The sequence below is a fragment of the Paenibacillus sp. VMFN-D1 genome (assembly GCF_003386155.1).
Taxonomy (GTDB): Bacteria; Bacillota; Bacilli; order Paenibacillales; family Paenibacillaceae; genus Paenibacillus_AQ; species Paenibacillus_AQ favisporus.
In genome coordinates this window covers 263,222-276,082 of record NZ_QRDU01000005.1, presented here as the reverse complement: position 1 = coordinate 276,082, position 12,861 = coordinate 263,222, and the positions used below count along the sequence as shown (strand labels likewise).

Here is a 12,861-nt window from a genome sequence, read left to right as displayed (position 1 = left end):
GTACTCTTTTCACACGCTTAGCCTTCCTTCGATTATTCCTCTCCAGACGGCACAGGTAGATAATGCGTATCGCTCCAGGGAACGCCGAAATCGGGCGTACCGTCCGGATTCCAGCCGAACTTCTGTATACGCGTCGAGCGGAGGCTCGTATCGGAGCCGGGCGAAGGAAGGGCATGAAAGACGATCCAGTCCTCCTGATCATCCGGAGACTTCGTAAAGCTGTTATGGCCAGTTGCATATACCCCGTTTTCTACACTTTTGCGGAATACAGGCTGCATCGATTTTTGCCATGAAGACGGATCCAGCGGATCGGCATCTTCATTCATCGTGAGCATACCTAAGGCATAATCCTCAGACCATGTGGTGCTCGCCGAATACACCAGGAAAATCCGGCCGTTGCGATGCAGCGTGACGGGACCTTCATTAATCGCCATTCCGCCTTGCTTTTCCCACGGGAGTGTCGGGGCAGTGAGCAAGTGATGTTCCCCTGTCAATATCCAAGGATTGGCCATTTGGGCAATGTATATCGCAGATCCATAATCGGGGAAGTTTCCATAGCCGGCATACAGAAAATAGAGCTCGTTCCGCAAGGACATCACGGTGCCGTCCAATCCCGGGACAGGTGTCTCCAGCGCCCCTCTCCAGCTCCACTCGCCTTCCAGCGGATCAGCATTTTCGTTCTCCAGTACGCATATCCGGCGGGATTCATCGCCTCCCCCATCGTTCGCTGTATAGTAGATGTACCATTTGTGATCCAAATAGTGTATTTCCGGCGCCCACAAATTACAGCTGTAGGGACCTCCCGGTTCGGGCGTCCAGATGGTCTTCTTGCGCCCCCAGACCAATCCGGTCAAGCTGGAAGATTGGGTAAGCTCCAAGCAGCCTGACCTTGTTGCCATAAAGTAGTAGCTGCCATCCGTGTGCTTAAGCACCCAGGGATCGGCAGCGTTGGCTACGATGGGATTGCAAAACGTCTTCGTTTTGGTGGACATCTTCTCACTCCTTTTTCCTGAACAAAGCAGTCATCAATCTAATTATCCCGTGCGACCCTAAGGTAAACAATGTTGAAAGCGATTTACTTTTTGCGCATAAAAAGGAATTACCGAATCGTTTTCGACCGACGAAAAAGAGAACCGTCCTGCTGTACGGTCCTCATCATCATTCAATTCATTGATTTTGTTTACGCCATTCTAGTGGAGTGACTCCAGTCGATTGGATAAAGAACTCATAAAACCGGCTGGATGAGGTAAAACCGACCTCCGAGGCGATCAAATCGATCGCCTTGCTCGTTTGCTGTAACAGCCGTTTGGCCTCCATCAAACGAAGGCTGATGATATATTGCTTAGGCGAGACACCGACCGATTCCGTAAATTTCTTCCGAAGGTTGCTCTCGGACAGAAAATGACGCGCTGCCAGTTCATTGACGGTAATGCGGGTATGATAGCTGCTGTGAATTTCTTTTAATACTTCTTCTATGACCCCGTGACGGATATCTGCTCCAGGCACCGCCGATTCTATGTTACGCTGGAATACCAGCAGTGCTGTCTCAAAAGCGATCCTCATCATGTTGTAGGAGTCGATCGTTTTCCTTTCGGAATTCCATTCTTTCTCCAACTGAAATAAACTGATTTCCACCCAGCGCGTATCGTCAGCGTCAAGATGGCTGCTCCGGATGCGCTGCGACTCACTCTCCGCTTCATGAAAGAGATACTGGCAGTGGACCGGAAGCTGATCATGGAGAAAATGAACGGAAACACCCTTCCACGGTTTTGTACACACGAAGCCATGATGAAGCCCGGAAGGAATCAGGATCAGGTCGCCGGCAGCCACCTTGATATTTTGCTCGGAAGAGCTGTAGTATCCATCCCCTTCCAAAATAAGCGTTAACTCATCATATTCATGGGAATGCGACATAAAGAGGCCTTCACCTTGACTTGCCTGAAAGGTGTGAGGTTTAAAGCGCTCCATACTGACTACAAAACTCTTAACACGGTTTCCCAAAGTTAGCATCCTCTTTCCCTTGACGCTTCTTTCTCCTTTTCATTCTATGAAGTCCGCTTCGCCCCGTCAATGATCCCGCTAAGCCGAAATTTCAATCCATCAGCGCAATGAGCCAAGCCCCGCTCGCTTTGTCCTTCAATAAAGAATAGGTCATGACGCCTTGCTCTATCTCTTTATGGTTTATATTTCGATAAAAAGAAACGACCACTTGAATACGTTTCGAGTCTTCCTCATAAGAAATTTCATTAACTTCGGAGAACTCAAACTTCACTCCATCTCCATTCATATAATCGAACCAATCTATATTCGCCTTGATGTCATTCTCACTAAGCATATTTTGTTTGAATTTCGCTGCATCATGATCAACAATGGCTTCCATGTTATTTTGGACCTTCTCGGCTATATCCTGCGTAAAAAAGTCCTCCACGTGATCCGATAATTCAAAGAAAACGCCCTCTTGGAAATTCTCCAGACTCGGTTTATCCTGACGGAAGTCTTTTTGATAAAGAAGCGTTTTGCTGCCTGTTTTGGCATGGGAAGTAGGGGGAGTAGTGTTCGATTCATTGGCTTCCCCAGTGTTTTCTGCACGGTGAGTAACCACTTCCCGGCTTGCACTTGAATCCATATCTTTCGATTCTTGACTGCACCCGGAAGCTGCAACAATCGCTAGAATGGCAATGATACGAATCCCCTTTTGAAACCTCATTTTAATCAACTCCAATTCACAGACGGCATCTATCCCTATATATTCCAAATATATCACATAAAAAAAATGCACCTTCCCACCGGTCCAATGAGCACAAGAAAATCGCATCATTTGATCCTATGGAAAGATGCATATGAGAGTATACGACCCACTCTTCTGCAGAAGGTGGAAACCCGCCTCCTCAGGACACCGGAATCGTCGGCGCCTTGGGCCGGCTGCGCAAAGCCCGGGTCGCCTGCAGGGTGATGGCATACACGAGCAGCGATACAAGAATGGCCCCGAGCAGCGCAGCCGTCGCCCCCAGCTGAACATGCTGCTCCAGGAAACGGTGCGCGGCCAGCCCCGTCACCGTCATGACGATCCCTCCGATGCCCGCCTTGATCACCATGCGGAAGTCAAAATAAAAGCCGATCGAGCCCGCTACCGCGTAGAAGTTGAGCACGGTCAGCATCAGGATGCCGAGCCCGAACCCGAGCGCCACGCCGCGGATTCCCAGGTTCGAACCGAGCACGAAGATCAGGCTGATCTCAAAAATGTTGGTCATGATATGGTTCCACATGACGGTGGATGCTTTGCCAAGTCCGAGCAGAATCGCTTTCAGCGGCGCCTCAAAATAATGGAGGAAAAACAGCGGCGCCAGCAGCTGCAGCAGCACGCCCGCTTCCGGCGAATGGTACACGACCGTCGTCAGCGGCACCGCCCACATATACAGAATGACGGTGCAGGGCACGCCGACCAGCAGCCCCGTGCGCATCGCCATGTCCATGCGGCTGTGCATGAGCCGGGTGTCGCCCTCCGCGCTGGCTTCGCTGATCGCCGGGATCAGCGCCGTCGACAGCGACTGGGTAAAAAAGCCGGGGAGGAACAGCAGCGGGATCGCGTACCCTGCGAGCATGCCGAACTGCTTCGTGGCCATCTCCACGCCAACACCGGCAAGGACGAGGCTCTTCGTAATGACGAGCGGCAGAAATGCATGATAGATCGAATGGATGAAGCCGCTGCCGGTCATCGGAAGGCCGATGCGCAGCAGGTCACGCAGCGTGCGGTCCCCCTTGAGCCGCACACTCGGAACAAACCGCCGCTGCTCCTTCGATTTTCCCCGGTTCGCCCACTTGAACACGGAGAACAAATACAGCAGACCGACGCCTTCGCCGATCACCGAGGCCCCCATGGCTCCCGCCGCCGCGTAGGCGATGCCATAAGGCAGCAGCATGTTGACGACGCCGATGATGACGATGATCTGCGCCACATTCTCCAGAATGTCGGATAAGGCGAGCGGGTTCATGTTCTGCCGGCCGCGGAAATACCCCTTCAGCACGGCAGACATGGCGATAATCGGGATGATCGGCGTAATCGCCACCATCGCATAATACGCCCGCTGGTCGGCCAGCACGATCGAAGCGATCCACTTGGAGCCGAACAACGCGGCCAGGGTCAGCACGACGCTGAGTGTCCCCGTTACCGACAGTGAGACGGCGAGAATCCGTTTAATCCTCGCCTCGTCCCCTTTGACTTCCGCCTCGGACACCAGCTTCGAAATCGCAACAGGCAGCCCGAGCTCGGTCATCGTAATAAACAGCGGAAGCAGCGGATGGGCAATCATCAAGAGCCCTACCCCTTCCGCTCCCAGAAAACGCGCCAGCACAATGCCGTTCACAAACCCAAGCCCTTTGGTAAAAAAAGACGACAGGGTCAAAACGAACGTTCCACGGATAAAGCTTTGCTTGTTTAATCCCATTGGTCACATCCCACCCACTGTTTGTCCTGATCTCTCTTTTATTAGCGTATTCGGACAAGGGGCAATACATGCAGACTAACCTACCGCCAAGCCTGGAAAGAGACCCGTCAAACGACGTACCTGCACGGAAACCGGACCGCATGCAGCGAGTAAAAAAAACGTCCCACCAAAGGGACGGATACTTTCGTCTTGTTCACGACTTTTTTAATACGATATTTTTTGAATCGTCTGCAGCAGCAGCTCTTCCATCTCGGCATCATCCACGGAATCGAGCATGTCCGGAACGAACAACTGGTATTTTTTCATCTTATAAAATTCAAACAGCGCCTGCTTCAACGAGAAGTCATGCCTCACAGCGAACGAAGGCTCTACCATCTGGCGGAGCATGAGATCGTCTTGTACAACAGACAAGGTGGAGTTAACCGGATGAAAAACATTTTTCTCCACGCCTGCCTCATAAAACCGGCGCAGATTCCGGTGCCGCTCCAGTTCCGCCGTAACCAGTCTGTCGTATAGAACCGGGTAAACCCCCTTGAGGTCCTCCAGCAGAATATCGGGCATGTACAGCACGCATTGCAATGATTGGATGTATAACATATGGAATCTCTTGCCCCATGAGAGCTCCTCGTCTTGCAATTGGACGTCCGCATTTTGCAGAAAGGCGATGCAGTGATCCACAAACATTTCAATGATCTCGTCTTTGGATGAAAAATATTTGTACAGCGTCACTTTGCTGATATCCATATGGCGGGCCATGTCGTCCATATTAATGGTGCTGAACTTGCTTTTTCTCAACACCGGCTTGATTTTATCCAGGAACAAATTTTTGTTCTCTATCTTTTTCATGTTGTCCTCCGCTCCAAACGCTTAATACTCCTATTATATCATATTAAACTCCTTTCATTCCGTGCATTAGCTTATATGATAAGAACTAAGTTAACGGTTTTTCAGAGAACCAGTTAAATTTAGACGACCGGATCCGTACCGTCGGCTCTTCACACCACGGATCATTAACACGTTTAACTTTTTGCCGCACAAAAAAAGCTGCCAAGCGGCTCTAGACCCGCTTTGGCAGCACTTTCTGATATCTGCGCCGCAGCTCGTGCAGCTCCTCGCTTCCCGCAACCGCCTGCTCCTCCATCTGCTTGCCGATCGCCACGATCAGCGTCTCGAGCAAGGCCACCGGCGCCACCATGGAGTGGAACTCCCACAGCTGGCCGCGTGCGGTGTACAAAGTCACGTCAGCCTTCTCCAGCATGCCACTGACCGCTAGATCGGTGACGAGCAGCGTGCGGTAGCCCTTCACCTTGGCGTGGTCCAGCAGCACCGACAGCTCCGGCGACTCGGACACGAAGCCGAAAATGACGATCACGTCCTGCGGCTGCACATGCACCAGCAGGTTAAACAGCTCGTGCCCGCCCCGGTCGAGCCGATTCCTTTCCGAAGCGTCCAAGTTTCCTCTGTCTTCTCCTGCGATCGGCATGCCCAAGGCGCCCTTCGGTCTTCTCGTATCCTCTGCTTTTGATCTATAAAAATCATTTTCATAGCCGTGTCTGCGAACCCCAACGTTTGCTCCAAAGCGGCAAATCCCTTGATTATTGTGCGTTTTACAATCTCTCTATGCCCATTCCCTTTCTCTCTTCCGGCATATGATACTCATACATTTGATATTTGGAGATGAGCAGATGACAACCCCCATTGATGTGTTTATTCCGGCGATTGAGAAGGATCTGGCAACCCTCCCCCATGTCATTGATGCCGTCAGAAAATATGTACAGCACCCGATCCACGAAATTATCATCGTGGCCCCCCGGAAGCAGCGGATTGTGGATTTGTGTGCGAAAAAGGGCTGCCGATTCGTGAACGAAGACACGGTTCTGCCCATTACGAAAAAGGACATACACTACCAGTCCAAGACGTGGGACCGGTCCGGTTGGTTGTACCAGCAGCTGCTGAAGCTGGGCGGCGATAAGGTATGCTCATCCAAATACTACTTGGTGATCGACGCCGACACTGTGCTCATTCGCCCCCATACGTTCAAGACGGGCGACAAGACCGTGTTTTACTGCCGGAACTGGAGCCAGCCCGAATATTTCAACACGTACAAGAAGCTGATGGGCAAAAGCCGCGCCTCCAAGCGCTCCTTCGTCACGCATTACATGCTGTTCGAGAAAGCCAAAGTCAAACAGTTAAAGCGGGCGATCGAGGCCAAACATCATATGAGCTGGTACTCCGCCATTATGAGAAGCATGAACAAATCGAAGCAGTTTGCTTTTTCCGAGTTTGAAACGTACGGCAACTTCCTGTATTCGTCGGAGCCCGGCAGGATGGTGCTGAAACAGGCCAACAACAAAAGCCTGCATACGAGCTTTTCCCAAATCTCGCCTTCCAAGATGTCGTCCCTGCAGCAAAAATACCGGTCTGTTTCTTTTCATGAACGAAAAGGGTATTCGAAATCTTCCAAGGTGAGACCGAAATGAAGCCCTATGTCGTTGTCTGGAAAGGCCCCGTCCACAAAGCCAGCGGTCTTGGCCGTGCCAGCAGAGCCTATGCCAAATCCTTGAAGCGGCAAGGGGTCGCCGTCCGGTTAAGCCCGCAAGACCACCGCAAGCCAAACGCCGCCCAAGTCAAAAAGGTTCTCATATACCATCATCTTCCCAGCCGCATGCAGTGGAAAAAAGAGCGCAGCACGTATGACTTCATCCTGTTGAACACGGTTTGGGAAACAAGCAGGCTCCCCAGAAGCTGGCTGCCCCATATGAACAAATTCGATGCCGTGTGCGTGCCGTCCCAGCATAATCGGCGGGTTCTCAGGAATTGCGGCGTCACCGTCCCGATTTTCGTCGTTCCCCATGGGGTAGACGCCCGGGAGTTTCATCCGAACCATCCGAAGCTATCGTTGCCGGCAGCCGCCGGGAAGTTTACGTTCGTATCCGTCTTCGGCTTTCAGCACCGCAAAAACCCGGAGGGACTGCTGCGGGCGTATTGGGAAGAGTTCTCTTCCAAAGATAACGTCATCCTGGTCATTAAAACGAACGGATATGCGGCCAATGAGACGGAGGCGTGGATTAAGCAGCAGGTCATGCGGTACAAAAAGCGGCTGGGCATTCAGAAGGATACGGCCCCTGTCGTCATCATCGGCCGCCATATGAGTGAAAGCCAGCTCAAAGGCCTGTATGCGCTCGGCGATGCCTTCGTCCTTCCTACGCGCGGCGAGGGTGTCGGGCTGCCTTATTTAGAAGCGCTGGCAAGCGGCATACCGGTCATTGCCACCGGCTGGGGCGGGCAGATGGATTTCCTGACGCCCCGCAACTCCTTCCTGGTCCCCTACCGGCTCAAGAGCCCGGCGAGCAGCATGAACCGCGCCATTTCCAGGAGGTTCAGCAACCTGTTTGCGCAGAAGGGGCAGCGATGGGCCGAGCCGGATTTAAGCAGCCTCAAAAGGCTCATGAGGCAAGCGTACGAAAATCCCCGGCTTTGTAAACAGAAAGGAAGCCAGGGCCGCAAGGATATGCTTAAGCTGTCGTGGGACCAGGCCGGAAAGCTCATGAAGCAGGCGATTGAAGAGACGATGCGTTCCAAGAAATAAAGATGAAGGGTGATGGTTCCCCAAGGAAGGAGGATGAGAAACTTGCGTATTGTACTGTTGTGCGGGGGATCGGGAAAAAGGCTGTGGCCTTTATCCAACGATATACGCTCCAAGGTATTTTTAAGGCTGCTGACCACTGAAGACGGGGTTAAGGAGTCGATGATCGAACGGATCTGCAGACAACTGGACGAGGCCGGTCTGCTCCAATCCACCTGTATCGTCACCCATCACAGTCAAGCAGAGATTACGCGCCGCTATGTCGGCGATAATATCCCGATCATCAGCGAGCCTTTTAAAAGAGGCACGTTCACGGCCGTCGCATTGGCCGCCAGTTATCTTCATGAAAAGCTGCAGGCCGATTCGGACGAAACCATTTGCATCCTTCCGGCGGACACGTACGTCGACACCGCATTCTTCCGGCTGCTGCACCGGTTTCCCGACGTCCTGGGACGCTCCAGGGCGGATCTTGCTCTCCTCGGCACAAAGCCGGTGCAGCCTTCGGATCAGTTCGGCTATATCGTCCCGGCTCTGCCCAAGGCGGACGGCGAGTATGCTTTCGTCCAGCGGTTTATCGAAAAGCCAAATACACGCACGGCCCGCCGCCTCATGGCGCATCAGGCGATGTGGAACTGCGGCGTCTTCGCCTTTCCCTTGAGGTTCATGCTGACCTATTTGAAGGACAAGGGCCACCCTGTCCGGATCGCGGAATGGCTGGCAAATTACGAACAGCTCCCCGAAGCCAGCTTCGACCGGGAAGTCGTCGAGACGACCCTCCCTGTCGTTGCCATGGAGTACGGAGGGCACTGGACCGATCTGGGCAGCTGGATGGCGCTTACCGGCCATATGAAGGATCGAGTGATCGGATTCGGGCACATATCGGATGATTCCGCGGATACCCATCTCATCAACGAGCTCCCCTACCCCATTGAAATGATTGGTGTCTCTGGGATCATTGCCGCGGCCAGCACCGACGGCATCCTGATCGCAAGCAAGGAGCATGCGCATCGGATCAAGGAACGGCTTGCCCTGGCGCCTCAAATCCCGATGTACGAAGAGAAACGGTGGGGCTCCTGCCGGATCCTGAGTTACGGGAAAGATACATCCGGCGTGGAGACGATGATCAAGCAGGTGCGACTTGCCGCCGGCAAGTCTACTAGCTATCACGTTCATCACCGCCGGCAAGAATTGTTGACCGTGGTGACGGGCAGCGCGGAAGTTATTTTGGAGGAGCAGCGGTACCGCCTGAACGCCGGCGAAGTGCTGAAGATTCCGGCCGGCGCCAAGCATGGTATTAAGGCCGTTACTCCTCTGGAGCTGGTGGAAGTCCTGCTCGGCTCCGATCTTGCTCAGGAGGATATCACCCGCATTGCTGTGGACTGGTAGAATGGCGCTTCGGTCCAAATTGTCGTAAATTTGCAGTAGGAATTGTGGCTGGCCGAGCCGAAGTAGTCATCGATCGAACATGATTCCGCGATAGCGGAAAGAGGAGGCCGATGATGGAGCCAATGGTGGAGCCTGTGATCAAGACGGAAAGAAAGGCGTTTACCTTGTTCGGATGTTCCAAAGCTCATGATCCGGGCAAGCCGTACAGTGAGACGATTTTCGAATTGTTTGACCAGGTCTGGCATGAAGTACGCAGCAAAGAACTCGCTCACAGGGGGATCAATCACGTCGTCTATGAGCAGGGAAACATGGTGTTTGCGGGAATCGAGCTGGTGACCCCGCCTGAGGACAATTCCGTCTTGAAGAAGAAGGACGTCGTGCTCGAAAAATACGCCTACGGCAAGCACATCGGGCCTTACAGCGAATTGGACGCAACGTACCGGCGTATTGATGCGCTCCTCCAAGCCGCAGGAGAACACAAAGAGCTTCCTCTGATTGAGGTTTATGGCCACTGGAACGAGGATGAGTCCAAGCTGGAGACGGAAATTTATCACAACCTCATTTGATATCATAATGAACAATCTTAGGAGCAGTTTGTCTACTGCTCCTTTTGCTATTAGTTCGGCAAGAACATGGTTCTATTGCTGTTTTTGATCAACTTCCTTGTAATTTTCATGCAAGTTTTTTTAGATTTCCTGTATGATGATGCTATGAAAAAAATATTATCTTTCATGGATTGGGGTATATTCGCTCTTCGTTTATACCATTATATTTTGCTGTTGTCCCGGGTTCTGGCAGTAAGCGAGTTTTCGAACCGGACGTTACTAAACGTGATCTGGCTGAGCATGGCCCTTGTCACCCCTTTACTGTTCTGGTTTCCCGGGCGCCGGATGAACAAAGTCTGGTTTTGCATATTGGAGCTATTGCTTGGCGGTTCTTATTATGTGAATTCTGTCATTCATCCGGACCTGACTTCAAAAGCCGACTATTTGCTGCCCAGTCTTACTATCGGGTACTTATTAACCAAGCGAACCCTTTGGATCATTCCCTTACTTGTTTTCATTCCTTTTTCCTTTCAGTCCTCCCTAAAATTATCTTGGGAGCAAACCCTGGGTATCGGAACAGATAATCTGCTGTTCTGCTTCATCGGCATGTGGGCAAGCTCCGTAGCCAATGCGTATGATCAGAAGAACAAACTGGCAGCCGAAGTGGAGCATCAAAATAAGCTCTTAACTCACTACTCGGCCGAGGTCGAGAAAATGACTTTGCTTGAAGAACGCAACCGCATGTCCAAGGAGCTTCATGATACACTGGGGCATTCCTTTATCTCACTCATCCTCAGCCTTGATGCTTCTATTGCCCTGATGGATAGCAAGCCTGCCGAGGCCAAAGACCGGTTAATTCGCTTAAGAGCATTGGCTGAGAACAATCTGGAGGAAATGAGGAACGTCGTGCACGAAATGGGCGAAGAAGAGGAATCCAGTCTGATCCGGCAGGTTGAATCCCTTGCAGCCCGTTTTCGGGAGCATACGGGTACGGCCCTGACCTTGAGTCTGCCGGGGAGAGAGCGGTCCATACGCTTTGAAGTACGGCAAGCGATTCTTCGGGTCATCCAGGAATCCTTTACGAATGCACTAAAACACGGAAAGGCAACCCAGCTGCATCTGGAGCTTACTTATTCTAAGAGCCATCTGCAATTGTCCGTTCGAAATAACGGCACGCCGATCGACAAGCTGGATTATGGCTTCGGCTTGACCACGATGAAACATCGGGTTGAGCGGTTGGGGGGCAGCTTACAGATAACATCTGGGAAGGGAACTCCAGTGTTCACCGAAGTCAGATGCGAAATCCCGCTGAAAGGAGTCATGCCGCATGGAGAAGATTAAAGTGCTGCTTGCTGATGACCAAGAGTTAATTCTCGAGAGCTTACATATCGTGCTGTCCATGGAACCGGATTTGGAAATCGTCGGTTTAGCTAGGAATGGGGAAGAAGCCATAAAGGGCTGCGAGCAGTTGATGCCGGATATGGTGCTGATGGATGTCAACATGCCGGTCATGGACGGCGTCGCCGCAACGGCCCTGATTAAAGAGCGAATGCCTGCAACCAAAATCATCATGCTGACCTCCTATAAGGAAGTAGAATATGTGTTAGCGGCGTTAAGCCACGGAGCGGAAGGTTATCTGCTCAAAGCCATTCATCCAAAAGATCTGGCTGCAGGCATACGGGTGGTTCAGGCGGGAGGAACTTTAATCTCGCAGGAAATGGCGAGTAAAATGATCAAGAACATGAACAGTGCCACCGCTGCGAAACATAATGAATTCGGGCTCACTGCCCGTGAAATCGAAGTGCTCCATAAGCTGGCTGCCGGTCTGCGTAATCAAGAAATTGCCGAGGCGTTGTTTCTTAGCGAAGGGACGGTCAAAAATTATATCTCAACGATTTATTCTAAGCTTAATGTGAAAGGACGCCGGGAGGCCGCCCGTAAAGCCCGGGAATCGGGAATGATGGATCGTTAAATGATGACCAAACGGCACTGTCTCTTTATGACTTTTTCATCCTATACTCAGAGCATCAAACAACAGAGGTGGCGATGTAAGACATGAAGAACAAAGTGTCATTTTGGCGTTTTCCAATCGTCTGGATGATTGCGGGGGCTATTGGTATTGTTCTCCTAAATATGATATTCCAGCAACTGACAGAGCAAGGAGAGGGGATCGTCTCTCTTATTTTCACACTGGTGATGGGATTTCTGGCCCTCTTGGTTTATAAGCTCACGCTGACATACCTGGCCCGGCGGCCCACACCAGAGATATCAAGAAAGCGCGCAGGGATTGAAATTGTCCTAGGCATGCTAACCGGGACCATCTTTATCGCAGGATCCGCTTGTATGATTATTGCTCTGGGAGGTTACTCCTTTCAGTGGGCAAGTTCTGCGGATACGAGTTCCGTTCTAATAGCCTCCATTGAATCAGCTTTAGGAGGAGCCATTGTCGAGGAACTTATCTTTCGCGGACTTATGCTTCAAGCTATTGATAAACTGGGGGGAAAACCGCTCGCACTCGCAGTAACCTCTCTATTCTTTGGAGTTGCCCATCTTGGAAATCCAGGGGCGACATTATGGAGTGGGTTCGCCATAGCCCTCGAAGCAGGTGTTCTCCTTGGATCCGCCTTCTTGTGGCGGCGGAACTTGTGGTTTGCCATAGGACTGCATTTTGCTTGGAATGCCATTGAAGGCCTGCTTGGCATCCCTGTCTCTGGACACCCTGCTACCGGTCTATTTACTGTAAAGGTGCACGGTGCCGCACTTCTCACAGGGGGCAACTTTGGACTTGAGACCTCTATTGTTCCGGTTGTAGCCAGTCTTCTGATCTCCATACCTATGCTAATTGGGGCCGCACGGAATCAAAGGATTGACGTCGGAAACTATCCTGTATCAAAGTAAA

13 protein-coding genes are annotated in these 12,861 nt (G+C 51.8%); 7 read left to right on the top strand and 6 right to left on the bottom strand.

From position 1 onward, the window contains the following. Window positions 1-32: 32 nt before the first annotated feature. The 6 genes from C7820_RS27725 to C7820_RS27700 form a co-directional block, all read right to left on the bottom strand. Window positions 33-992, bottom strand: a complete 960-nt coding sequence (locus C7820_RS27725) for a glycoside hydrolase family 43 protein (protein ID WP_116233770.1) — start codon at window positions 990-992, stop codon at window positions 33-35. Between the two features lie 175 nt (window positions 993-1,167). Then, the gene (locus C7820_RS27720; protein WP_258168711.1) at window positions 1,168-1,968 is read right to left on the bottom strand and encodes a helix-turn-helix transcriptional regulator; all 801 of its coding nucleotides are present in this window, start codon (window positions 1,966-1,968) and stop codon (window positions 1,168-1,170) included. A gap of 124 nt (window positions 1,969-2,092) precedes the next feature. After that, on the bottom strand, window positions 2,093-2,707 hold the full coding sequence (locus C7820_RS27715; protein WP_116233769.1) for a hypothetical protein: 615 nt from the start codon (window positions 2,705-2,707) through the stop codon (window positions 2,093-2,095). Between the two features lie 181 nt (window positions 2,708-2,888). Next, window positions 2,889-4,445 (bottom strand): stage V sporulation protein B, encoded by a 1,557-nt coding sequence (spoVB, locus tag C7820_RS27710; RefSeq protein ID WP_089548742.1) that lies wholly within the window; start codon window positions 4,443-4,445, stop codon window positions 2,889-2,891. Between the two features lie 204 nt (window positions 4,446-4,649). Next, window positions 4,650-5,291 carry a TetR/AcrR family transcriptional regulator gene (locus C7820_RS27705; protein WP_116233768.1) on the bottom strand — a complete coding sequence of 214 codons (642 nt, stop codon included), beginning with the start codon at window positions 5,289-5,291 and terminating at the stop codon, window positions 4,650-4,652. A 211-nt stretch (window positions 5,292-5,502) separates the two neighbouring features. Next, complete coding sequence (locus C7820_RS27700) at window positions 5,503-5,928, bottom strand: MurR/RpiR family transcriptional regulator (protein ID WP_116233954.1); 426 nt, start codon at window positions 5,926-5,928, stop codon at window positions 5,503-5,505. Window positions 5,929-6,130: 202 nt separating this feature from the next. Between C7820_RS27700 and C7820_RS27695 the strand changes: the two genes are divergently transcribed. The 7 genes from C7820_RS27695 to C7820_RS27665 all read left to right on the top strand — a co-directional run bounded on the left by C7820_RS27695 (window position 6,131) and on the right by C7820_RS27665 (window position 12,860). After that, window positions 6,131-6,925 carry a DUF6492 family protein gene (locus C7820_RS27695; RefSeq protein ID WP_116233767.1) on the top strand — a complete coding sequence of 265 codons (795 nt, stop codon included), beginning with the start codon at window positions 6,131-6,133 and terminating at the stop codon, window positions 6,923-6,925. Further along, a complete protein-coding gene (locus tag C7820_RS27690; protein WP_116233766.1) occupies window positions 6,922-8,034 on the top strand; it encodes a glycosyltransferase family 4 protein in 1,113 nt (370 codons plus the stop codon). Before C7820_RS27695 ends, C7820_RS27690 begins: the two co-directional genes overlap by 4 nt. A gap of 42 nt (window positions 8,035-8,076) precedes the next feature. After that, window positions 8,077-9,417 carry a sugar phosphate nucleotidyltransferase gene (locus C7820_RS27685; protein ID WP_181909218.1) on the top strand — a complete coding sequence of 447 codons (1,341 nt, stop codon included), beginning with the start codon at window positions 8,077-8,079 and terminating at the stop codon, window positions 9,415-9,417. Window positions 9,418-9,530: 113 nt separating this feature from the next. Continuing rightward, window positions 9,531-9,983, top strand: a complete 453-nt coding sequence (locus tag C7820_RS27680; RefSeq protein WP_181909217.1) for a GyrI-like domain-containing protein — start codon at window positions 9,531-9,533, stop codon at window positions 9,981-9,983. Window positions 9,984-10,058: 75 nt separating this feature from the next. Further along, complete coding sequence (locus C7820_RS27675) at window positions 10,059-11,303, top strand: sensor histidine kinase (protein ID WP_258875472.1); 1,245 nt, start codon at window positions 10,059-10,061, stop codon at window positions 11,301-11,303. Beyond that, on the top strand, window positions 11,290-11,934 hold the full coding sequence (locus C7820_RS27670; RefSeq protein WP_116233763.1) for a response regulator transcription factor: 645 nt from the start codon (window positions 11,290-11,292) through the stop codon (window positions 11,932-11,934). The genes C7820_RS27675 and C7820_RS27670 overlap by 14 nt, the downstream gene beginning before the upstream one ends. Window positions 11,935-12,017: 83 nt before the next feature. Continuing rightward, a complete protein-coding gene (locus C7820_RS27665) occupies window positions 12,018-12,860 on the top strand; it encodes a CPBP family intramembrane glutamic endopeptidase (protein ID WP_116233762.1) in 843 nt (280 codons plus the stop codon). Window position 12,861: the final 1 nt, after the last annotated feature.